Origin of the sequence: Rossellomorea sp. KS-H15a, assembly GCF_024195245.1 — a bacterium.
Taxonomy (GTDB): Bacteria; Bacillota; Bacilli; order Bacillales; family Bacillaceae_B; genus Rossellomorea; species Rossellomorea vietnamensis.
Genome location: NZ_CP096886.1, coordinates 498,203 through 521,632 on the forward strand (window position 1 = coordinate 498,203; position 23,430 = coordinate 521,632).

Genomic DNA, 23,430 nt, shown 5'->3' on the forward strand with positions numbered 1-23,430 from the left:
CCAGACGATAGTGTCAGGCCTCTTTAATGGGTTACAAGGGCTTTTTCACCTCTAACACGACCTTACCCTTAGCTCTTCCTGTTTCGACGTACTGGATGGCCTCCTGAGCCTTCTCAAGGGGGTAGACTCTATCCACCAGAGGTCGTATGCTCCCTTGTTCAACAAAATCCTTGATTTCAGCCAGCTGTTCTCCGCTCGGTTTCATAAACAGGAAGTAATAGTCTACGTTAAACTTCCGTTCCAGAGCGGTTATCCGCCTGCTCACAATCGAGAATAACATGCGCTTAAGAAAACCCAATTTGTTATCTACAGCGAATCTCCCGTTTGGTACTGCTGAAACCGAAACAATTCTACCATGTGGTTTCACTACCCGGAACGAACGGTTCAGGGATTCCCCTCCTAGCGTATCGAATACCGCATCGAATCCCTCTAGAATTTCCTCAAAGGGTTGTATCCTATAATTGATCACCTGGTCCGCTCCAAGAGACAAAACCAAGTCATGCCCTTTTTCACTTGCCGTCGTGGCTACATACGCCCCCATTTCCTTTGCAAGCTGAATGGCGAAGGTTCCGACTCCACCAGCCCCTGCTTGGATGAGGATCTTCTGTCCCGGTTCCAGCTCAAGGATGTCATGAAATGCCTGCCATGTGGTCAACCCAACCAGCGGAAGGGAAGCTGCCTCTACAAACGTCAGGTTGTTAGGTTTCAACGACACATCGTCTTCATGAACAGAATGATATTCAGCGAAAGTGCCAATCCGGTTCTTACGCGGTCTGCCGTATACTTCATCCCCCACCTGAAACTTATTTACTTTGGATCCCGTTTGAATGATTTTCCCTGAGAAATCATTCCCCAGAACCAGTGGCATCTTATAGCTCAACAGCATTTTCACCTTGCCATCCCTGATTTTAAAATCGATTGGGTTTATGCTCGCTGCATACACTTCCACTAGGACATCATGTTCCCCCACTTCCGGAATGGAAAGTTCCGTCAGTTCTAAAGGAGTGTTCTTACCATACTTCTTTATGGTCATCGCTTTCATATACATCACCCTCATATAAAGTTTAAATGTTTAATCATATAAACATATTATTTATAATTGAACTTGAACCGTCAATAAAATAGCATAGATAATCGCTTCCAATATTTTGTATAATAGTAGTAATATTGCATTCGGGAGAAAAACGTATGACACAATCGGACTCATCTAACTATATCCTTCAGGCAAGGAGCGATAAATTCCATTGGGAGGGAACGGGACAGCTTTCCATAAAGACCTTCATGAACGGAAGGGCCTTCTACAAAACCAACAGGGGCTACTTCAGTGTAGAGGAAGGACGGTATCTATTGGTCAATGATGGGCCATACACCATTACCATTGAGGAAGATCGGCAGGTGGAGTCATTTTGCATCTTCTTTAAGAAAGGGTTTGCGGAAGATATCTATCGCGCGTTGGGAGATTCTCCCGATCAATTGATAACTGATCCTTTCAAAGGATGCGGTCCCATTGAGTTTTTCGAAAAGACCTATGACATCACCCCTTCAATCGCCAGGCAGATACAATTAACCCAAAGGCTTCATACATATCCTAAAGATAGCTGGTGTGAAGAACAGTATCATATCGTTATGGAAAACCTATTAACCTCTCATTTTCACCATTTAAAAAGAACGGAATCAATTCATGCAGTAAAACACTCCACCAGGGAGGAAATCTACAGGAGAATCACAATCGCTCATGAATATATCAGGGCATACTATCACCATGCTCTTACACTCGATGATATAGCCATGGTTGCTTGTTTATCACAAAATCATCTGATCAGAACATACTCTCAGCTTTATGGGAAAACCCCACATCGCCACATCTCGGAATTACGAATTGAAAAAGCCAAAAGATTATTGAAGTACCCTGACCTATCCATTACAGCCATCACCTTTGAGCTCGGCTTTCAAAACCCTGTGTCCTTCTCTAAAATGTTCAAACAATTTGTGGGATGCTCACCGACTCTCTATCGAAAAAAAGTGATTTTGGAAAAGAATTAACTCTTTCAATCCTCTACGATAAAGTGGAAACGAAAGGAGAAAAATGAAATGAGTATGATCCAAGGAATCAAACAGATCGGGGTCCCCGTGAAGGATTTAGACCGCGCCATCGACTTTTATCGTGAACAATTAGGCCACCCGCTCCTATTCACGACTGCCCATATGGCATTTTTTGATTGCAACGGCGTGAGGCTCCTCCTTACACTACCGGAAAATGAAAAGTACACCCAGTGCTCGGTCATTTATTTTGAAGTGGATGATATCCAATCCAGCTACGAAAAAATGAAGGATAATGGTGTTCATTTTGTGGGTGAACCTCATGTGGTGGGGAAGATGGACGACATGGAGTCATGGATGGTGTTTTTTGAGGATACGGAGGGGAATACACATGCGTTGGTGAGTGAAGTAAAGGTTTAAAAAGGAAGGGGATCCCGTGTGTAATGGGATCCCCTTCCTTTGACTCCAAATACGTACCTTTTATACCCCCATAGAACAGGTGTCATAGTTCATCAACGTCCCCGCCCTGTCCATCCACCTGGTATGTCACATCATACTTCTCTGCCAAGAGCTTCATATCTGAATGATAGGATTCCACCAGTCTGTAATACTCCTCAATTTTGGCATTGGACTCCTCTATTAGCCCTTCGTCCTGTTCCTCAAGAGCCTGTTTTTCGAGCAAAAGGGAATCATAAAAAATCTGGGTGGCTTCCACAATCCGTTCCGTCATTTCCTCAAGTTCGGGGATTTCCCCTTCGATGGACTCCGCTTCTCCCAATGCTTTCTCATAGGAAGGGATGGTCGTTGAGGTCAGCTCTTTATAAAGGGTCTCATCATCGGTATAATTCACCCCGGATACCGATGCAAGAGATTCAAATGCCACAACTTCATATTCAGCAACTCTCTGAATATCCTCATTGATAAATTGAATAATCGCTTTTTGTTTATCAGCGTCCGTTAGTTTTTCACCGTCTTTACCATCATCAACCATGCTCAATCCATTGTTGCTTTCCTCTTTACTGTTACTCTCTTCAGTCTGTGGTTCCTGATCTTTATTAATCGAAATCTGCACTTCACCACATCCACTTAACAGAACGGCTGTTAACAAGGCTAATCCGAGAAGTTTCTTCATGCTTTAATTCCCTTCTTATGCAATTTGGTCAATTGCTTTTAAAAGTTAAATACCCATCTTTTGTAAAAATAATCTAAATATTTCTAAATAAAGCAGTTCCTAACTTCAGGCATATGGCAAACGTATGCGATTTCCTATACAATTTATGTAAACAGCAAGATTGAGTGGTGAAAGAGTTGAAATTATTGTTAATCGAAGATGATATTACCCTATTCAACGAAATCAAGGAACGGCTTTCCCAGTGGTCCTATGAAGTATATGGAATCAAGGATTTCAATCATGTCATGCAGGAGTTTACAGAGGTAAAGCCGGATCTAGTAATCATCGATATTCAGTTGCCTAAATTCGACGGCTTCCACTGGTGCCGGATGATACGCACACATTCCAATGTGCCGATCCTGTTCCTGTCCTCGCGAGATCACCCGACGGATATGGTCATGTCCATGCAGCTCGGGGCAGATGATTTCATCCAGAAACCCTTTCATTTCGATGTCCTCATCGCTAAGGTTCAGGCCACTCTCAGAAGGGTGTATAACTATAATACCGAACAGGTGAGTATCAAGACCTGGTGCAGTGCAACTGTTGACTTTGAGCGCAATACGGTATCCAATGAAATCGGTTCGATCGATTTGACGAAGAATGAAATGTACATATTAAAACTCCTCATTGATCAGAAGAATAAGATCGTCAGCAGAGATGCACTGATGAACAGCCTCTGGGATGACAAGCGATTCATCAGCGATAACACATTGACCGTCAATGTGAATCGTCTCAGGAAGCGCCTTGAAGAGATAGGACTTGGCCGCTTCATTGAAACGAAGGTCGGGCAGGGATATCTGGCCATTGAAGAGGATTCGCCATGATCCGTACATACTTATGGGAACGGAAAAGCTGGATATCGTTCGTGCTTGGACTTCATCTGTTATGGATCTTTATCGCCTCTATCGATACGGCCATCCCGTTACAACCGATCATGTATATGGTGTTTCTGTCGCTGCTCTTTTTCACCTTTTTTGTGTTCATCCGCTATCAGAAGGAAACCCGATTCTTCAAACGGCTGAAAGAATGGGATCATAACCTCAACATGACAGGGGTGGATGCCCCGGATACTCCCTTCCAGGAAATCGTTTCGGAAAGTCTATCGGAGCAGGCGAACCTTCTGAGAAAGGCGGCATCTGATAATCGAATCATGCTCGAACAGGAAAAGGACGACCTTCTGTCCTGGATCCATGAAGTGAAAACACCGCTGACGGCGATGCATTTAATGATTGAACGTTTGGAAGACGACCCTTTGAAGTCTCATTTAAAATATGAGTGGCTGCGCATCCATCTTTTGTTGGATCAGCAGCTGCACCAAAAGCGTATGTCTTTTATGGAGAATGATTTATACATTGATGACACCGATCTTGAGGCGGCTATTTTTCAGGAAATAAAAACCTTGCAATCATGGTGTATTCAGAAGGGGATCGGATTTGACATTCAACTCGAGGTCACAAAGGTGCTGAGCGATGCGAAATGGCTCTCTTTTATGATCAGGCAGCTCTTGACTAACGCAGTTAAATATAGCTCTGAAACGGATATTGCCCTAGTAAGCGAAAAAAGAAATGGAAAAGTGACTCTCATCATTCAGGATTTCGGCAGGGGAATCGACTCCAGGGACCTGCCAAGGATCTTTGAAAAAGGATTCACTTCGACCACAGACCATACTGATCACGCTTCTACTGGAATGGGCTTATATTTAACGAAGAGAGTTTCAGAACCTCTGCTGATTAGCATAGATATTGAATCCAAACGAGGTGAAGGGACCCGGGTCACCCTCACCTTCCCGGAGAAAAATGATTTCGTCCAACTTACCGGCGTGTGACAAAAATGTCACATGCTTTTCTATTTTGTTCGAACAATAAAAGGAAAAGAAACTTCCTGCTTTTTATAATAAAGGTATCAAATCAAAGGAGTTTTATATGATGACTATACTAGAAGCAAGCAAACTTCATAAAAGCTACGGAAATAAATTCAATAAGCAGGAAGTGTTAAAGGGTATCGACCTGTCGATCCAAAAGGGTGAATTCGTCAGTATCATGGGGGCGTCGGGTTCCGGGAAGACGACTCTCTTAAATGTCCTATCCTCCATCGACAAAGTGAGTGAGGGCTCAATTAAGATTGAAAGCAACGAAATGACGATGATGAAAGAAAAGCAGCTCGCACAGTTCCGAAAGAATCATCTCGGCTTTATCTTTCAGGATTACAACCTGCTCGACACGTTAACGGTGAAAGAAAATATCCTTCTGCCATTATCCATCACCAAGACCCCTAAGAAAGAAGCCGATCAGAAATTCAATGCCCTTGCTTCAGAGCTGGGGATCCTTGAACTGAAGGATAAATATCCGAACGAAATCTCAGGCGGGCAGAAACAGCGGACATCAGCCGCCCGTGCCTTCATCCATGAACCAAGCATCATTTTCGCCGATGAACCCACGGGGGCCCTGGATTCGAAATCGGCCTCTGATCTTTTGAACAAGCTGAGTGAGCTGAACCAAAAGCTGAAGGCGACAATCGTCATGGTCACGCATGATCCCGTTGCGGCAAGCTACTGCAGCCGGGTCGTTTTCATCAAAGACGGGCAGATTTATACTCAGTTAACAAAAGGTGAACAGGAGAGGCAGCATTTCTTCAGTGACATCATGAAAACCCAAGGCGTGCTCGGTGGTGTGCAGAATGAACATTAATACCCTTATCTTCAGGAATCTGAAGAAGAATCTGAAGAATTATTACCTGTATGTATTTGCCCTGGTTTTTAGTGTCGCTCTCTATTTCGCCTTTGTGACCCTGCAGTACGATCCATCCATGGATGCAACGAAGGGAACCATTAAAGGCGGGGCAGCGGTAAAGGCTGCTTCTGTCCTGCTCGTCGCCATTGTCTCGATATTTCTTTTATACGCCAATACCCTCTTCATTAAGAGAAGAAGTAAAGAAATCGGGCTATTTCAGCTGATCGGCATGACAAAGAATAAAATCTTCCGCATTTTAAGTGTAGAAAATTTCATCCTATATTTTGGAGCTTTGATACTTGGTATCTTAATCGGGTTTTCCTTCTCCAAGTTAATCATCATGATTTTATTCAATATAACCGGCGTCGATGCGATTGCCACACTGCATTTCTCTACCAAGGCACTCATTCAGACCATTATCGTGTTCTGCGCGATTTATCTATTGATCATGCTGATGAACTTTATATTCATCAAAAGACAAAGCATCTTATCCCTTTTCAGAGTTCGTTCTTCAACCGAAACGAAAGTGAAAAAGATGTCCAAGTTCGAAATCGTCATTGGAGTTTTCGGAATCATCTTGATTGCTTCCGGATATTATGTCTCTTCCAAATTATTTGGCGGGGACTTCACGACCTTGCCAGAACTTTATGGAGCCATGCTATTTATTCTCGGCTCGGTGATTCTGGGTACCTATCTTTTCTACAAAGGATCTGTCAGCTTTATATTTAATGTCATCCGTAAGAAAAAGGATGGTTACTTAAACATCAACGAGGTCCTGTCTCTTTCATCCATCATGTTTAGGATGAAATCCAATGCCTTACTGTTGACGATTATTACAACAGTCTCGGCTCTGGCTATCGCACTACTATCTTTGAGCTATATCGGGTATTACTCAGCTGAAAAAACGGCTGAAAATAATGTACCGGCGGATTTTTCATTAATAGACAAACAAGACTTCAATGAATTTAAAGAAGCCCTTTTGAATGATGGTATTGAATTCAAAAAAGAGGAAATTGAAGTCATCAGAGCTCTCGTTAACCTGGAAGACATTGCAGACTCTGAATTCAGTGAACTGAACGGATCACAAGATGCCATGCCTACTGCAGTCATCAGTGAAAAAAGTGTAGAAGGTATTGACGTAAAAGAAAGCGAAACAGTCTTTACTGGCTATAGCGACTTACTTCAAAAGCTGATGCCACTTCACGATTCCGGTATGATAGAGCTGAAAGGAAAGACGAAGAACATAAAGCTCAAATACTTGGGAATGCGGGATGAATACCCGATCTCTGGGTGGTTTACAGGGTTCGGTTCACCTGCGGTCATTGTGGATGACCATATTTTCCAGCAGCTGAAAAAGGATCTGGATCCAGAAGTTCAGAGGGAGTCCTCACTGTATATCGGTGTAAATATCGAGAAGGAAAAAGATTTAAAGAAAGCAAACGACCTCTTTCACGAGTTAAATCTAGTTGAAAGATGGGGGAACGCTTCACAGTACGACATGAAAGCCGAACAAAAACAAAGCATGGGACTCACTATGTTCATCGTCGGGTTCCTCGGCCTCACCTTTCTGATCACATCGGGCTGTATCCTGTACTTCAAACAGATGGACGAAAGTGAAGATGAGAAACCGAACTATACCATTTTACGAAAATTAGGATTTACTCAAGGTGACTTATTGAGAGGCATTCAAGGTAAGCAGCTCTTCAGCTTCGGGATCCCTCTCCTCATCGGACTTCTGCACAGTTACTTTGCGGTTCAATCAGGATGGTTCCTATTCGGAGCCGAAGTCTGGACGCCGATGATCATCGTGATGGTTTTATATACGGTGTTATATTCGGTCTTTGGTGTATTATCGGTGTTGTATTATAAAAAGGTGATTAAAGCGTCGCTATAATGTAAAGAGCCATCCCGTGATTTTGGGATGGTCATTTTATTTATACGGAATCCCTTTGCCTATTCCAAAATCCTGGGACGTAAACAAGCAATGAATGAGAGCAGAATAAGTAACGCTTCGACCTGGATGCCAAATAACCACACATAACTATCTCCATCCTGAGCCCAACTACTTTTATTCAATAAGAATAAAAGAATAGAACAAAGAAGGAAGACGTTACTCTTCCAGTAAAAAATAAAGCCTCGTTTAAAAGAGAAGAATTTCTCATCCTTCTTTTCCTCTGTTGAAAGTTGAATCATCTTTTCCTCTGTCATGCTTTAACCTCCTACCCATCATTACATAAACGCTAATTAAATATTCCCACAATCCCAAATCCAATCCAAACAAGAGATAGGAAATAACATATGGCCAGGATCTTATTCACAAGAAAAGGGAGGCGTTTTAATACGTTTTGTATATAGTAATTTAGACCAGATGTTAAGATAGCTGTGTACTTATTGAAATATCCGGTTAAACTATCCTTTCCTTCATAAACATTCACTTCATATAAAACAATAATCAATCGCTGAGCAAAAATAGAACAAAAAGCAAACACACCATTTGCTGCAATCATTAATGGAATATAGGAACTAGGTAAAGGGATATTGATTCCATATAAAGAACAAGCAATCAAGGTAAGCACCATGAACACGAGTATAAACCCTGTTATTTTCTTTTTTGACATATAGTTACCTCCTAAATGATTCACCGTTTAATTCCCCTTTCCCTTTTAGGTAACCCAAACTGGGGATATACCCTCTTAACGGACTCTTCATGTTTCAAAATAAAATAGTATCGGTGGATAGATATTGAGAAAAAGGCGGTGAGTATCGAAAGGATGGAAACTCCCGTAATGATGATGATCACAAAAAGGGATTCCGTCATGAATGTAGAAAGCAGAATATGGGCAATGACATACCCGATACTTGAAGCGGTTAAAATAGGAGACAACTTGAACTTATGATCATTCCTCTGCAACCTTGCATACGCTCCGGAATACAATAATTTGTGATTAAACAGCTGGAAGAACACCAATAACCCCAATAGTAACAGCAAACCTAAAATAAAAGGGACCTTGCCATTCAATCCGGCATATACATACAAATATTTTTGAATCACCAAAAAATACACATATGTATTCACGATGCCGTAGATGCCAAAAAACAGGTAGTACGATTTTTCAAACTGAAACGGGGCCACCAAATAAAGGATTGCCCAAATATGTAATAATGCCACCGGTACAACAGCCGGCCAGACAAAGGCGTAGGAGAAGGGCTCCCCCAAAATGGGAAGGAGTCCAATGATGTCTAAAAAAAAGATAAAAAACGTAATGATACTTCTTCTATTCTCCTCAGGAGTTTGCAAATTCAAGTAAGATAATGTGATGGGGTCAATATCTTTATGCTTGTTCATGTCTTTTCCCCTTTTTTCGTTTTCCCTCAATCAAATTTCTTTCTTTTTTCGGTAACCCGAATTGGGGATAAACGTGTTTTACCTTCTCAACGTTTCTTCTAATATAAATATATTTATGGATGCTTGTAGAGAAGTAAGATGTCGCCACAGAAAGTATCGATAATACCCCGATGATCATAAGGATTTTCACTGATTCTATAAAGAAGGATGATAAGATTACCTGTGCCAGTACGTACCCAATGCCTGAGGCTGTAGCAATAGGAGAAATGTTTACACTCTTTTCTCCTTTCTGAAGACGTGAGTACGTGCCGGAATACAATAAGCGGATGTTCATCCAATTCATGATGAGAAGGAGGAATGCAAATAGAATTAACCCTGAAACCAAAGGGACTACTCCGATTATTTGAAAATGAGAATATATCATTTTTTGTATGACTAAAAAGTACACGAAGGTATTGATAACCCCATACACACCGAAAAACAGATAATAGGATCTTTCAAACGTATAAGGGGCAATTATATATGGAATGGCCCACAGGTGAATGAATAACACCGGAATGATGCCGCCCCAAAATAAAGAAAGAATCAAGGGCTCTCCCAGAAGGAAAAGCACGCCAATGATATCCAGAAAAACGAAAAGAAACACGAGTATATTACTCCTGTTTTCACAAGGTGATTGGAACCTTAGATAAGACAGAGTAATATCATCTAGTTTTTCCTGCTTCAACGAAAAAATCCCCCTAACCAAACTTCCTGGAAGCCTTTGGCTTCCCAAAACCAGGATACATTTTCAACACTTTTTCCTTATTTCTTTGGATATAAATATACCGGTGAATGAAAGTAGATAAATAAGCAGTAACAATCGATACAACCGAATACGCCATCATTAATACAATTATATAAGCTGAGTCAGTGTGCATATAGGACATTAAAAACTGTGCAGCAACGTATCCAAAAGTTGAGAAAGCGACGATCGATGGAATAGTGAATGGAGACTTTCCATTTTGGATTTTGACATAGGTACCGGAATAAAGCATTTTCACATGAAAAACCTGAATAAAAACCAATAGAAACACCATCAGCACTAATCCTATGTAAAAAAAGCGGTTGCTATCTACACCGATATGAAGATATAAAAGCTTTTGAATAACAAGGAAAAATACATACGTATTTACAATTCCAAAAATTCCAATGTACAAGTAATAAGAGTGTTCAAATTTATAGGGAGCAACGATATAAAGGATGCCCCATACATGAATAATAACAGCCGGTGCCAGTGCTGCCCAAAAGAAGGAAGAAGAAAAAGGAATGCTCAGTAAAGGAAGCAAGCCTAAAAAGTCCAAAAGTAGGATTAGAAATCCAATTACATTTCTTCTGTTTTCTTTAGGAAGCTGCATATTGCTCAGGTACACACGGGTCATATCATCTATATCTTTCAATTTCTTCAGTTCTGCTCACCTCAATAGCCGTAAAATTACCTAAGATTCCCCCATATCAACGGTACTATCATAAATCCGTCTCTTAGTGAGACGGATCTCTCCTAGCGTTCTCGATAGCACCTGCTTAGATCTTCAGTCTCTTTTACTTCCTTTACCTTACATGTACCATCTAAGTTGATGATGTTCACGACTGATTCATCCATCCCGTATTTTCTGAAGACATCAAATGCCTTTAGAATGTCCTCGTTACTTGAATAAGGTTTGGTAAATAAGGTGATATCCTGACTTACAAACAATGTCGTAATAAAATATTCACTTTGCTCATCCCAATTCAATCTTGAATCTGCAGACATGCCCAACTTCTCGAGCTCTTGATCCAACACACCACCATCAACCATTTCATGGTGGTTGACCAACATAAATTGTTGTTCTACTATCTGTTCAAATTCAGCCGATTCTCCCTTACTATAGTAATCCGTTGAAATCCTATTATATTTCATTTCCAGATCAAGTGAGGTTTCGACAGGCACTTTCACAAGGCTTTCACTTATTTTTCCAAGTGTGTGTACCAGCTTCCCCGGGTCGGTTTCTCCACCCTTGTAGTATCCACTGACTGTTATGTATGGTTTGCCTTTGTGGATCATACTTCTAAACTGTACATCTTCTATTCCATTCTCTTTAAATACATTTTGATATTCTTCATACTTCTTATCCCGTTCTAGCAAATATTCATGTTTACTTTGAACATAATCCTCTTCAAAGTTTTCAAGGTCCTCTGAGATTTCACCCCCGAATGTAAAATTCGGATCATCTTCAGATTGAAATATCAGGTCATATACATCAGTAAAGATTTTTGTAAGTACCACAATGATCGTGGCGCCAATGGGTGTGGATTCCTCTATAGAAGTCATTTTGACTTTTTCTCCATACACCTCTTCAATTTCCTCTTCCGTAAAGGTGGAGACCTTCTCTTCTAAAGAAGTACAACCTGATAAAAAGAAAATGACGATTAAAATAGATATCTTTTTCACCAATTATTTACCCACCTTTGTTTTATTAAATTTTACAGAACCATTCTTATCTAAGACATACCTCAATACAGATATGACCTTATTTAGAAGATATATCCAAATCCATCTCATATCAAACCAGATCGGAAAGTAAAAAGAAAATGGAATGACTTACTCATTTAAACATAAAGCCTTCCAGTCTATCAAAAACGTTTCCTAGATTCCCATGAAAAATGAGCCCTGCTCTTTTGTTTATATTTTTACCATACAAGGGTTACTGCAAAAAAATGTTTTATGGTATGATGGTTAAATTGTTTGCCCACTCTATCCCATATGGATATTCCACTTAGAAAAGAGGTACTTATGAAAGAAACGGTATTATCTAAACAACATTGGTTTCTTATTTTTACCCTTACGTTACTTACATTTGTTCTCGGGACAAGCGAATTTGTCATCGTCGGGATTTTAACGGAGATTTCTTCAAGTCTTCATATAACCAATGCTAAGGCAGGCACGCTCGTTTCAGCGTTTGCGATTACCTTTGCCATTGCCACGCCCATTGTCATGTCGGCAACTAGTCATTTTCCAAAGAGGAAATGGGTGTTGTGTTTGATAGGGTCATTCATCGTTTTGAATGCTTTGTGCGTGATTTCCACAAGCTACGTCATGCTTATGGGTCTTCGGATGCTGACAGCGATTGTGACAGGAGTGTTGATTTCACTTGCTATGACGATTGCCAGTGAGGCCATTCCCGTCACAAAAAGAGGCGTCGCCATCTCATTCGTGTTCGGCGGGTTCACCCTTGCAAACGTCATCGGTGTTCCCATCGGTACCGTTATTGCCGAATGGTACAGCTGGCATGCTACGTTCCTATTAACGACGTTGCTAGGTGTCGTTGCCTTCTTGGCATCATTCTTGAATTTACCGAGTAAGCTCAGTCAATACCGCAGTTCCATGCGGGATCAGTTCTCCTTATTGACTCATCCAAGGATCCTGATGGCTTTCTTCATTCCATCCCTTGGCTTCGGTGCGACCTATGCAGTATTTACGTATCTTGTCCCGATTCTGAACAAGATGGGAGCACCAGGCAGCTCCATAAGCTTGATCCTGTTCGCTTACGGGTTCATCTCGATCTTCAGCAACATCCTTGCAGGGAAGATCGCCAGTCACAATGCCATCGGACGCCTCCGATTCGTGTTTCTTATCCAGGCATTTGTCCTGTTTGCCCTGTACTTTACGACCGATCATTTTATCGTTGGATTGATTAACATCGGATTGATGTCCTTGATGGCCATCCTCCTTACCACCTCGACCCAGCTTTACTTGATCGACCTTGCCGGCGTGTATCAACCGAAAGCGACTGGCCTCGCCGCTTCCCTTATGCCGGTTGCGAGCAATGTCGGCATCGCCATGGGATCCGCACTCGGAGGCCTTGTCTATCACCAGGGACCGTTGATGAATGTGACACTCGTCGGCGGAGTGGTTGCGATTTGTGCGAGTCTGCTGACTTTCTTGAGTTATCGGTTGGATCAGAAGCAGGTCACAACTGCATAACGTTAATAAAAGAAGTATCCGGAACGTTTGATTGTTCTTGGATACTTCTTTTATTATGGAAGACTTTTACGGAAAGAATTATGCGAGAAATAAGCTGTATCGCTCGGAGATTTCTATTATCGTGCGGTTTAAACGTTTTTCATGCGAGATTTCAACTAATCATGCGAAGCTTAGAAAAATCGTGCCGGCATGTCGAATTTTCTTTATTCAGCTGCCAAACAGCCACTCTTTATCTCAACCCCTGAGGGAACTTGAACACATTATACGGATCATATTTCTTATTCACCTTATCCAATCTTTTCGCATTCTCCCCAAAGTACTCACATTCATAATTCCTAAGTTTGCTGATTGGAAAATTCACATAGGACCCTTCTGTGATGCTTTTAATATATTCAAAGCGGCCTCTGACCCATTCCCGGTTTTCTTCCGCAACAGAATCTTCTGTCCATACCGACTGGATACCCATGATGTATCTTGCATCCCTGTAGAAGAAGGCCGTTTCTCTTTTACCGACACACATGATTTCCCCGCCCATTGCATAAAAGGAAACTGCCGCATACACGGAACCGCCTGCCGGCACCTGTATCAGATCTGCGATATTCTTAAGCTCAGAAGGGGAATAACGCCTTTGAACAAATCTGCCCGTCGACTTGAATTTTTCAGATGGAGGATACGTCTCTTCCACTTTTTTCACCGCTTCAAGGAATGAGGAGGTCTCAAGCTCTACCCGGAATCCTTCAACCTCTGCAAAAGGCTGTAAAATCTCCCTGGCACGTGCAGATGAGCCATAGAAAAATCCTGTCGCAAAGATACCCGGTCCTTCTCCTTCAGCGTTATAGAAACTGGCCACAATCGTCATCCGTTTATCAAGTCCAGGTAACCAGTTCTGCCAAACGTTCATCACTTGTGCCTGCTTTTCACTGGTGGTGCCCACATAATGGAACCTTACTAGCGTGACAGGACAATCCGTCGGTTCCGGAAGTTGGAAGGTCATACTGACAATGACCCCGAAATTCCCTCCGCCGGCACCACGGCATGCCCAGAACAGATCGGAGTTGCAATATTTGTTTGCCCTGATAAGCCTTCCCTGGTAGTCGACCAGCTCCAACTCAATCAGACTGTCACATCCCAATCCGTAAAGCCTGCTCGAAAATCCCCAGCCACCACCGAGTGTAAATCCCGACACACCAACCGTCGGACAAGTCCCCCCTGGGAAAACATAGCCATTGGATCCTATCAAATCATATACTTCTGTATTCTTTGCTCCCGCTTCCATCTTTAACACGTTCCGCTGCTTGTCCAGTTTCAGCTCATTCAAACGACTGATATCAATGACCAACACCAAATCACCGGTGGAATACCCTTCATAATGATGCCCGCCTGACCGTATACGGATAATGACATGATGCTTTCGTGCCCAACAGATGGCATTCACCACATCCTGCTTTCTTTCACAATACACAAGCACCAACGGAAACTTATTGATGGCTCGATTCCATTCCTGTCGGGCTTCGTCATAAACCGCATCCTTCACCGTCACCACTTCGCCCGTAAGACCTTTTAAAAACCCAGGATCTTGGTACACAATTCTCACCTCTATAGATACTGATTAATCTTCTTGTTATTAAAGTATTCGTATTGACGATGAGATGAGTGGGCTTGGCAGGAACGTTTTAACGAAAAAGGGCGGCACTGCAAGCAGTACCGCCACTCATTAGTCTCTATCTCTTGCCATCTGTGTGTCCCTGATATTCTTCTGAATCGTAATGGCCGCAAACAAACTAAGAACAAACGACATTCCATAAAATCCTTTTTCACTTAAGATGATACTTCCGGCGTTATAAAGTCCGATGGTCATCAACGATACGGCTACAATGACGGCGAACCAGCTGAGCCCATAATAGATGCCCGATACAGGGATATCCTCTTCCTTGTCCCTTACCGCTTTTTGCAGGGATACAGCTGCATAGAGTCCGAATACCAATACGGCAAAGTAATATCCCTTCTCATTGAGTTCCATTCCAGCATTGAACAAGCCGATCAAATAAGCGGAAACCCCAATCACAAGAGCCGCCCAACTTGCCCCTTTAAATGCGGAAGTCGGTTCCCCTTCTTTTCTTTCCACCTTAATCTTCGGTTTCTTTTCATCACTCTTCATTAACGGATTTTCATTCAACTCAGACATTCGTCGCTCCCCTTTACTGTCGCAGGTCGACACACTGCTTCTGTAAATAATTATAGCAATTTTTTACAGATTTTGTTCAGTATTATGAAATAAATTCTTCCATATTCAAAGTGCTGATCACCTTATTAATCTATTCAAGATTTGGTTCATTTTTCTTCAATAATAAGTATTTCCCTCCTAACAAGACGACGCGTTCCCTTGCACTTTTCGTCCAATACCATTAAAGTATATACTGGTTGGAATCCATCCCAACCGGGAATGGATAACAGTAAAGCATCTTACTTTTTAATTTTGGGAACTTGCTTCCCTAAAGGAAAGGGTTTAAATAGAGTATGAAAGAAAATTTCTGGCATGAGTTGCCTAAGCCATTTTTTGTTCTGGCACCAATGGAAGCCGTGACCGATGTCGTTTTTCGTCATGTGGTGAGTGAAGCGGCGAGACCTGACGTGTTTTTTACAGAATTTACGAATACAGAAAGCTACTGTCATCCGAAAGGAAAGGACAGTGTACGCGGGCGTCTGACGTTCACGGAAGACGAACAGCCAATGGTCGCACACATCTGGGGTGATAAGCCTGAATACTTCCGTCAAACGAGTATCGGTGTGGCTAAAATGGGCTTTCGCGGAATTGACATCAATATGGGGTGTCCGGTGCACAATGTTGCAGCGAATGGAAAGGGATCCGGCCTGATCCGCCGACCGGATGTCGCAGCGGAAATCATCCAGGCAGCCAAAGCGGGTGGACTTCCCGTCAGCGTGAAAACCCGACTGGGTTATACCAAGGTCGAAGAATGGCACGACTGGTTGAAGCACTTACTAGAACAGGACATTGTCAATCTTTCCATCCATCTTCGTACGAAAAAGGAAATGAGTGACGTGGATGCCCACTGGGAGCTGATTCCTGAAATCAAGAAGCTTCGCGATGAAATCGCCCCTCACACCTTACTGACGATCAACGGCGACATCCCTGACCGAGAGAAGGGACTTGAACTTGCGGAGAAATACGGTGTAGACGGCATTATGATCGGTCGGGGGATCTTCCACAATCCGTTCGCGTTCGAAAAAGAGAAGAAAGACCATACGAGTGGAGAGCTTCTCGATCTACTGCGTCTGCAGCTGGATCTTCATGATCAGTATAACGACGAACTTGAGCCCCGCCCGTTTAAACCGCTCCGCCGCTTCTTCAAAATTTACGTACGCGGATTCCGTGGCGCAAGCGAGCTCAGAAATCGCCTGATGGAGACAGAAACCACGGATGAAGTTCGTGCACTGCTTGATGAGTATGCAAGTGTATTGAAGGAAGATGAGGGATTTTCGGTGTCTAAGTAAATCCATTTGAATTTCAAAAAGAGGTCAGCCTCCAGTGAGCGTTCACATACTGGGGGACTGACCCTTTTTTCATATTCAGAGGATTCACTACAAAATAAGGAAGAGTGGGGTACTGCAATACCACATCAAATAACTCACGGGGCTTGATGATCGATTGTAAAGTAAAATTCATATGGTTTCACAGTAAGAGTAATATCGGCCATCAACCAAGAAATACATTAAATGTCCAAATGATCGTATAACAGCCGACAGGCGTTTTGGCAGTAGAAACATAAGCACCCAGGTAATCATGGTGGAAAAGATAATAAACAGTTCATTTTCATCAATTTGATGAAGGAGAGGGAAAATCATATAGAATTCACTTCTTTGTTTCTCTGCATACCTTTTTCTAAATAAAAGGAGAAAACAGCCATTAATAAAACAATCAGACTATATCTCAAATAGGAATAAAACACATTCCAATTTATCCATTCCAAGTAGTTAATCTGGACGAAATAGACTTCTATTGAAACAAGTGCAGATAAGAAGAGGACAAAATGAATGAGTTTAGAAAAAATGGTACTGTTAGAAAACAGAACATAAATCAACCATAAAAGTAATGCGGGCTTGAGCGACAACTCAGGAATCTTTTGTGTCCAAAAAATCAATTCACTGTATGGATTCTGATATGTTAACTTTAAATTTAAGTTTATGATTACTCCTGTATTCGTAAGAAGGATATTGGACAAAAAATAACTTCCTAAGACGTTAACGACATTCATTTTCTTCATCAAAAAGTAGAAAGAGACAAAGGATACTATTGCTAAAATCAGAAAAAGTCATACCGGAAACATTATATTCACCATCTTTATTTAGATATAAATAGGTTTCACATAAAACGGTGATTATACACGGTATGTTAAGAAAATCCCCGAACCTAAAGAACTTTTTCTTTACTCCCACCGGGATATTCATACCACTACCAAGTATTGAAGCACTTAGTCATGAACTTTTATCTATTCTTTATCGCTTCAGCAAGCTCATTCAAAGCATGCTGATTTACTATAGAATATTTCCTGCCTTCCTTTTGCAAATATCCCTTCTCACAAAACTGAGTCAGGACATGGAGCAGGTGGCGGTAAGAAACACCTAAATAATCACAAACGATGACGTGCTTCTCCAGGTAAACTCCCTTATCGGACGTCTGTAAAATAAAGTCTGCAAGCCTGTTTTCCAACGGAAAAGCAAGGCTCTGTGAGTACTTGGCTGCCATTACCGTTGCTTTCAGACTCAAAAACTTTGTTAACTCTCGAAGGAATTTGGTATCTTCAAGCAGTTTGGTGCGGTACTTGGAAAAAGGCAGAGCCAAACAAACTGTTTTTGTGGATGCCTGAATTCCTTTTGTATAGTACACATCGTTCAGTAATTCCATTTCACCGATATAATCATGGGCATTGATAAAGTTGATGAGCGATACTTTCCCATTTTGATGCGTGACGTATATTTTTGCTTTTCCTTCTGTCACATAAAATAAATAATCCGGCCGCTTTCCTTCTTGAATGATCCATTCATCCCGCTTATATTCACGCACTTCTAGATATTCTTCGATTTGAAAAGAAAAGCGATGAGCGATTGAGTGCTTTTCTAAATATAGCTGCTTTTTCTCACCTTTATAAATTTCCATCTTCCACCTCGAAAATATGAGATATCTCATATTATTCTTCTTTATTCTCATGATATCATGCGATTGATAAGGAGGATACAAATGAATACACAACGTTGGATGAGCACACATTTTTTCAGTTTTTTTCTTACATGGGGGATTTTTCTGCCTTATTGGTCAGGATGGATGATACAAACAAAAGGCATTACTGTTTCAGAAGCGAGTTTAATCATGAGTATTGGCTTAGTTGCAAGAGGCCTTTCTACATTGTTTGCTTTTCCTTATTTATTGGAAAGAGTCAGTAATAAGGTACTCCTGAACATAGCTGGAATGGGTACACTGGCCGCGCTCCTCTGTTATATCCCTGCTGACTCGTTTACTGCTTTACTAATCGTAACCGTTATACTGCACATCTTTTACCCAACCTTGATGCCGGCTTTAGACAGCGTTGCCGGTGTTCTTGTACAAAGTAAGCAATTGAAGCACTATGGGAAAAGCCGCCAGTGGGGATCGATCGGATTTGTCTCGGTAGGAATACTGTTAACGGTCTTTACAGGGATGTTTGGGGATGACGTTATTTTTTGGGCACTGCTGCTCGGGATCAGCTGCTTTGTCGTTCTCAGCTTAACGAATGGACCGGAGATCTTATCGAAGAAACCGCAAGTAAATCAATCCCTTAAGATCAATATCTTTGAATTATTCAAGACGAAGCACTTCCTGGTCGTTCTTATTATTGTGGTTCTTCTTCAAGCAGCCCACGCTGCTTATTACAACTATGGCTACATCTTTTTACAGGAGATTCATGCACCGGTCTATCTCATCGGTGTCATCATTAACATCGCCGTCATTGCAGAAATAATCTTTTTCTCGATGGCTGATAAACGATTTAATCGCTTCTCTTCAGGAACCTTATTGGCGCTGGCTGCTGCCGGCTCTTCGCTACGGTGGATATTGGTATTTACGTTTCCAAACGTTGTGGTGTTTTGCATTGCCCAGACGCTGCATGCATTTTCGTTTGCGATGGGACACTATGCTTTTATGAAATACTTAACAACAAATATTCCTCATACACACATTCCAAAGGCTCAAGGCATGTATTCAGCCTTTGCACTCAGCTGGAGCACGGCAGTGTTTACGATATTCGGGGGGTTTTTATATGAAATCGAACCAAGATACGCCTTCATCGGAATGCTGGCGTGCAGCCTGCCGGCGATGTTCATTTCCCTTGGGTATATGAAACTGGAAGTGGAAAAGGATGTACTGGTGACTGCTGAAGCGCGTAAATAAATCCGTAAAAGAAGAAGTTTGTCCCACTTTAGGATAAACTTCTTCTTTTCTTTAGTGAAGAGACTTGCTGAGCTGTCACTTAAGATCTACTTCTGACATTTTTATTCCTTTATTCCCAATGTTACGGTTTTCCGTTATTTATCCATCACATAATTTTTCACTTTCCGACGATCTTATCCATCACGCGGTTGGTTCTCGCACCCGATTCTCCAGTGCTCGGACACCAATTGCCTCCCTCGGTTAACTCTTTCACAATCGTCGTTACAAGCGGCTGGTGGACATGCTTAGGACGTTCGAAACTCCATTGCTGCTGCCCTTCATGGGTCGTCAAGATGACGGGGTCATCTCCAAATGTAGAAAAACTGATCTTCCCCTTACTGCCGACAATCTCATTCTTATCCACCTCTTCAAAAGCCGTAAAGCACCATGTCCCGACGCCTTGAACGCCGGATGTGAAACGATATGTACCGGTCACAATATCTTCCGCCTCGTAAAATCCCCCCTGATTGGATGCATAACCTTTTGCTTCTTGAATGGGTCCGAGGAGAAAATCAAGTATATCGAGGGTATGGCTCGCCAAATCGAAGAACAATCCACCTCCTGCTATTTCGGGCTGAACACGCCAAGGTAATTGATCTGAATCTTTCACGTCTTCCCCTGCTTTTTGATACTGGGTCGAGGTGACAAAACGGACGTCTCCGATCGCGTTTTGATCAAGCAATTCTTTTATCTTCAAAAAGCGTTCCTGAGCCCGGCGGTAGTATGCTACATACAACGGAACACCAGCTTCCTTACAAGCAGCCACCATCTCATTGCATTCATCGAAGGTACGTGCCATCGGCTTCTCCACATAAACAGGTTTCCCGGCAGCCGCTGCCTTGAGGGTATACTCCATATGCGAAGCAGGTGGCGTAGCGATATAGACCGCATCCACATCAGGATCGTTAATCAGGGCATTCGCATCATCGTACCATTTCGCTACCCCATGTCTTTCAGCATAATCCTTCGCCAGCTCACCTGTCCTCCGCATGACGGCAACAAGCTCTGAGTTTCGTACCTTTTGAAAAGCAGGGCCACTTTTCTTTTCTGTCACATCTCCGCAGCCGATGATTCCCCAGCGGACTTTTTTGTCTATCATGATCTGGTTCCCCCTTGTGGTTTCGTCATACTTCCATTGTAACAATGAACGCTAACCCTTTCTCCTCATTCCATATAAAATAAATAAGAGAATGAACCATAAAGGAGTCAACAGTAAGGCCGGCCGTGTCGCATCAGAAAACAGCATAATCACAAGAATTGCTGCAAACATTATGAGCACCACATAATTCACCAAAGGTGTGAACGGTGCCTTAAATGTGGATTTCTCGTGTAAGTGCGGACGGGTTTTTTTATACTTAATATGACAGATCAGAATGATGCCCCATACCCAAATAAAGCAAATGGCACTTATGGTTGTCACGATGCCAAAGGCCTGTTCCGGTATAAGCTTACTTAATAAAGCACCGACTGATATGACCAGTGTGGAGAGGAATAACCCGTTACCCGGAACATGGTTTTGATTCAGTTTGGCAAAATGAGGTGATGCCTGATGATCTTTACTTAAATGATACAGAATCCGGCTGGTAGAAAACATTCCGCTGTTACAAGCGGAAGCGGCTGACGTCAACACGACAAAATTAATGACCCCTGCCGCCAGTGGAATTCCCACCAGGCTAAAGGTTTTCACAAACGGACTTTCTGCCGCATTCAGTTCCATCCATGGATTAATGAACAAGAGGACAGTCAGAGCTCCCACGTAGAAAAATAAGATCCTCAAAGGAATTTTATTGATGGCAGACGGAATATTTTTCTTCGGATTGGACGTTTCCGCTGCCGACACAGCTACTAATTCCACACCGACATAGGCAAAGATGACCATTTGGAACGAGAGTAAGAATCCCGATATTCCATTTGGAAAAAAGCCTCCATGCTCCCATAAGTTTCGAGCCGTAACCGCCCCCGCATCTGTCTGAACCCCCATCACCAGTAAAATGACACCAAGGGCAATTAACCCAAGGATGGTGATGACCTTGATTAAAGCAAACCAAAATTCCAATTCCCCAAACAATTTGACCGTTAATAGATTTAGTCCCAACAAAATGAGGACACAGATAAGGGCAGGGACCCACTGCGGAATGTCGAACCAATATTTCACATAGACACCAACAGCGATCACATCGGCCATCGCCGTCATGATCCAGCAAAACCAATACGTCCAACCCGTAATAAAGGAGAACCGGGGTCCAAGATACTCTTCTACAATGTCTGTCAGCGATTGAAACCCCGCTTTCGATAACAACAGCTCCCCAAGCGCCCTCATCACGAAAAACAGGGCAATACCCACAATCAAATAAGCAAAGATGATAGAGGGACCGGCAAGCTGTATCGCCTTACCGGAACCTAAGAACAGCCCCGTACCGATCGTCCCCCCGATGGCGATCAGCTGAACGTGCCGGTTTGATAGATCCCTCTTTAATTCTCGTTGTTCCAACCTAAACTCCTCCTTACAACCAGTATAAATAAGCATAAAAAAAAGAGATTGGAAGGGCTCCAATCTCGTGGTCATAAGAATAACAAATACAATTTATCATGCTAATAATAAATATTACCTGCACGCCAAATACATATCCGATACTCTTCTGTCCTTTTGCCTGAGATAATGAACCCTTCGGCGCCGCGGATCCCGCGGTCTCTCCAGAAGCTGCTCCTGCCATGGGATGATCCATAGCAATCATAGCTTTCTATTAATTATATTTTTCGCTTAACGTTTCACTGTCGAATAGTTGATAATTTTAAGGGGTGTTGTGGATTTTGTCAACAGAAGGGATTATTTATGATACGGTTCCCCCCGATTAATCCGAAACGCCCGATAAATCTGCTCCACCAATATCAACCTCATCAATTGATGGGGAAAAGTCATATTCGAAAAAGAGAGAGTCTCATTTGACCGTTTAATCACGTCATCACTCAATCCCAATGATCCACCAATTACAAACGCCACTTTGCTTTTACCGTAGGTTGCAAGCTTGTCCAAGTTATCGGCGAGGTCTTCTGAAGAACGCATTTTCCCTTGAATGGCAAGGGCAATGACGTGATGATCGGGTGAGATCTTCGCTAAGATCCGTTCACCTTCTTTATTCTTCACCTGCACTATTTCGGAGTCACTCAATACTTCTGGTGCCTTTTCGTCTGCCAACTCTACAATTTCGATTTTTGCGTACGCACCGAGACGCTTCACATATTCGCCGATGCCTTGTTTTAAATATTTTTCTTTCAGCTTTCCAACCGCTACTATTGTGATGTTCACTATCCACACTCGCTTTACAAACAATTTACAAACACATTATCCACAGAAATTATCCACATATCCACAATACCTGTCTTTATATGGTATGGGAATATTAGTTCGCCACTATATATACGGCGTTATTCCCACAATATTCACAGGTTGTGGATAACTTCTTATCTTCTGAAAGCTCCGTTAGTTGAGGCGCTACCTCATGCTCATCGACGACAATATCCATGGCTAATTCTACATGCTCCAAGCAGCAGTAAATCATGTCGTTTCCTCCCTAAATGTAGTTTATATACTTATCCACAATCATCATATCATGTAAAGAAAAAGCAGGAAAGGGCGCATCGCCTTCCTGCTTTTCGCTT

General features: G+C 42.2%; 24 protein-coding genes and 1 riboswitch. Of the genes, 9 read left to right on the forward strand and 15 right to left on the reverse strand.

Annotated elements, in window-relative coordinates; translation table 11 throughout:
• Positions 1-31 precede the first annotated feature (31 nt).
• On the reverse strand, positions 32-1,042 hold the full coding sequence (locus M1J35_RS02395; protein WP_254652696.1) for an NADP-dependent oxidoreductase: 1,011 nt from the start codon (positions 1,040-1,042) through the stop codon (positions 32-34).
• A gap of 146 nt (positions 1,043-1,188) precedes the next feature.
• On the opposite strand from M1J35_RS02395, the gene M1J35_RS02400 reads away from it, so the two are divergent.
• Both M1J35_RS02400 and M1J35_RS02405 read left to right on the forward strand, forming a co-directional pair.
• A complete protein-coding gene (locus M1J35_RS02400; RefSeq protein WP_254652697.1) occupies positions 1,189-2,043 on the forward strand; it encodes a helix-turn-helix domain-containing protein in 855 nt (284 codons plus the stop codon).
• A 54-nt stretch (positions 2,044-2,097) separates the two neighbouring features.
• Positions 2,098-2,460, forward strand: a complete 363-nt coding sequence (locus M1J35_RS02405; RefSeq protein ID WP_371928735.1) for a VOC family protein — start codon at positions 2,098-2,100, stop codon at positions 2,458-2,460.
• Positions 2,461-2,542: 82 nt separating this feature from the next.
• Here the strand turns inward: M1J35_RS02405 and M1J35_RS02410 are convergent, their stop codons facing one another.
• On the reverse strand, positions 2,543-3,172 hold the full coding sequence (locus M1J35_RS02410) for a putative periplasmic lipoprotein (protein WP_254652699.1): 630 nt from the start codon (positions 3,170-3,172) through the stop codon (positions 2,543-2,545).
• A gap of 176 nt (positions 3,173-3,348) precedes the next feature.
• Between M1J35_RS02410 and M1J35_RS02415 the strand changes: the two genes are divergently transcribed.
• From M1J35_RS02415 to M1J35_RS02430, 4 genes are all read left to right on the forward strand, one after another.
• Entirely contained in the window at positions 3,349-4,035 is a 687-nt protein-coding gene (locus M1J35_RS02415) for a response regulator transcription factor (RefSeq protein ID WP_254652700.1), read from the forward strand.
• On the forward strand, positions 4,032-5,036 hold the full coding sequence (locus M1J35_RS02420; RefSeq protein WP_254652701.1) for a sensor histidine kinase: 1,005 nt from the start codon (positions 4,032-4,034) through the stop codon (positions 5,034-5,036). Before M1J35_RS02415 ends, M1J35_RS02420 begins: the two co-directional genes overlap by 4 nt.
• A gap of 100 nt (positions 5,037-5,136) precedes the next feature.
• Complete coding sequence (locus M1J35_RS02425; protein WP_254653676.1) at positions 5,137-5,898, forward strand: ABC transporter ATP-binding protein; 762 nt, start codon at positions 5,137-5,139, stop codon at positions 5,896-5,898.
• Positions 5,888-7,834 carry an FtsX-like permease family protein gene (locus M1J35_RS02430; protein WP_254652702.1) on the forward strand — a complete coding sequence of 649 codons (1,947 nt, stop codon included), beginning with the start codon at positions 5,888-5,890 and terminating at the stop codon, positions 7,832-7,834. Before M1J35_RS02425 ends, M1J35_RS02430 begins: the two co-directional genes overlap by 11 nt.
• Before the next feature lie 59 nt (positions 7,835-7,893).
• On the opposite strand, the gene M1J35_RS02435 is transcribed toward M1J35_RS02430, so the two are convergent.
• From M1J35_RS02435 to M1J35_RS02460, 6 genes are all read right to left on the reverse strand, one after another.
• Positions 7,894-8,148 (reverse strand): hypothetical protein, encoded by a 255-nt coding sequence (locus M1J35_RS02435; RefSeq protein ID WP_254652703.1) that lies wholly within the window; start codon positions 8,146-8,148, stop codon positions 7,894-7,896.
• A gap of 32 nt (positions 8,149-8,180) precedes the next feature.
• Positions 8,181-8,558: a hypothetical protein gene (locus M1J35_RS02440; RefSeq protein WP_254652704.1), complete on the reverse strand. Its 378-nt coding sequence runs from the start codon at positions 8,556-8,558 to the stop codon at positions 8,181-8,183.
• 20 nt (positions 8,559-8,578) lie between these two features.
• Positions 8,579-9,286, reverse strand: a complete 708-nt coding sequence (locus tag M1J35_RS02445) for a hypothetical protein (protein WP_254652705.1) — start codon at positions 9,284-9,286, stop codon at positions 8,579-8,581.
• On the reverse strand, positions 9,273-9,932 hold the full coding sequence (locus M1J35_RS02450) for a hypothetical protein (protein WP_254652706.1): 660 nt from the start codon (positions 9,930-9,932) through the stop codon (positions 9,273-9,275). Before M1J35_RS02450 ends, M1J35_RS02445 begins: the two co-directional genes overlap by 14 nt.
• 94 nt (positions 9,933-10,026) lie before the next feature.
• A complete protein-coding gene (locus M1J35_RS02455) occupies positions 10,027-10,725 on the reverse strand; it encodes a hypothetical protein (protein WP_254652707.1) in 699 nt (232 codons plus the stop codon).
• A 101-nt stretch (positions 10,726-10,826) separates the two neighbouring features.
• Positions 10,827-11,759 (reverse strand): hypothetical protein, encoded by a 933-nt coding sequence (locus M1J35_RS02460; protein WP_254652708.1) that lies wholly within the window; start codon positions 11,757-11,759, stop codon positions 10,827-10,829.
• 339 nt (positions 11,760-12,098) lie between these two features.
• On the opposite strand from M1J35_RS02460, the gene M1J35_RS02465 reads away from it, so the two are divergent.
• Positions 12,099-13,289 carry an MFS transporter gene (locus M1J35_RS02465; RefSeq protein ID WP_254652709.1) on the forward strand — a complete coding sequence of 397 codons (1,191 nt, stop codon included), beginning with the start codon at positions 12,099-12,101 and terminating at the stop codon, positions 13,287-13,289.
• Between the two features lie 229 nt (positions 13,290-13,518).
• Here M1J35_RS02465 and M1J35_RS02470 read toward each other — a convergent pair whose 3' ends face one another.
• Positions 13,519-14,874 (reverse strand): FAD-binding oxidoreductase, encoded by a 1,356-nt coding sequence (locus M1J35_RS02470; RefSeq protein ID WP_254652710.1) that lies wholly within the window; start codon positions 14,872-14,874, stop codon positions 13,519-13,521.
• A 129-nt stretch (positions 14,875-15,003) separates the two neighbouring features.
• Positions 15,004-15,474 carry an inner membrane protein YiaA gene (gene yiaA / locus M1J35_RS02475; protein ID WP_254652711.1) on the reverse strand — a complete coding sequence of 157 codons (471 nt, stop codon included), beginning with the start codon at positions 15,472-15,474 and terminating at the stop codon, positions 15,004-15,006.
• A gap of 332 nt (positions 15,475-15,806) precedes the next feature.
• Between yiaA and M1J35_RS02480 the strand changes: the two genes are divergently transcribed.
• Positions 15,807-16,802 (forward strand): tRNA dihydrouridine synthase, encoded by a 996-nt coding sequence (locus M1J35_RS02480; RefSeq protein WP_061810535.1) that lies wholly within the window; start codon positions 15,807-15,809, stop codon positions 16,800-16,802.
• 991 nt (positions 16,803-17,793) lie between these two features.
• On the opposite strand, the gene yeiL is transcribed toward M1J35_RS02480, so the two are convergent.
• Entirely contained in the window at positions 17,794-18,465 is a 672-nt protein-coding gene (yeiL, locus tag M1J35_RS02485; protein WP_254652712.1) for a transcriptional regulator YeiL, read from the reverse strand.
• Positions 18,466-18,546: 81 nt separating this feature from the next.
• Between yeiL and M1J35_RS02490 the strand changes: the two genes are divergently transcribed.
• Positions 18,547-19,731, forward strand: coding sequence for an MFS transporter (locus M1J35_RS02490; RefSeq protein ID WP_254652713.1), 1,185 nt, complete (start codon positions 18,547-18,549; stop codon positions 19,729-19,731).
• Between the two features lie 157 nt (positions 19,732-19,888).
• Here M1J35_RS02490 and M1J35_RS02495 read toward each other — a convergent pair whose 3' ends face one another.
• From M1J35_RS02495 to M1J35_RS02510, 4 genes are all read right to left on the reverse strand, one after another.
• Positions 19,889-20,869 (reverse strand): Gfo/Idh/MocA family protein, encoded by a 981-nt coding sequence (locus tag M1J35_RS02495; protein WP_254652714.1) that lies wholly within the window; start codon positions 20,867-20,869, stop codon positions 19,889-19,891.
• A gap of 51 nt (positions 20,870-20,920) precedes the next feature.
• Complete coding sequence (locus M1J35_RS02500; RefSeq protein ID WP_254652715.1) at positions 20,921-22,261, reverse strand: amino acid permease; 1,341 nt, start codon at positions 22,259-22,261, stop codon at positions 20,921-20,923.
• A gap of 138 nt (positions 22,262-22,399) precedes the next feature.
• Positions 22,400-22,478, reverse strand: a riboswitch (glycine riboswitch).
• A 119-nt stretch (positions 22,479-22,597) separates the two neighbouring features.
• On the reverse strand, positions 22,598-23,077 hold the full coding sequence (gene rlmH, locus M1J35_RS02505; RefSeq protein WP_254653677.1) for a 23S rRNA (pseudouridine(1915)-N(3))-methyltransferase RlmH: 480 nt from the start codon (positions 23,075-23,077) through the stop codon (positions 22,598-22,600).
• Positions 23,078-23,171: 94 nt separating this feature from the next.
• Positions 23,172-23,330 carry a CxxH/CxxC protein gene (locus M1J35_RS02510; RefSeq protein ID WP_079532410.1) on the reverse strand — a complete coding sequence of 53 codons (159 nt, stop codon included), beginning with the start codon at positions 23,328-23,330 and terminating at the stop codon, positions 23,172-23,174.
• Between the last annotated feature and the right edge of the window lie 100 nt (positions 23,331-23,430).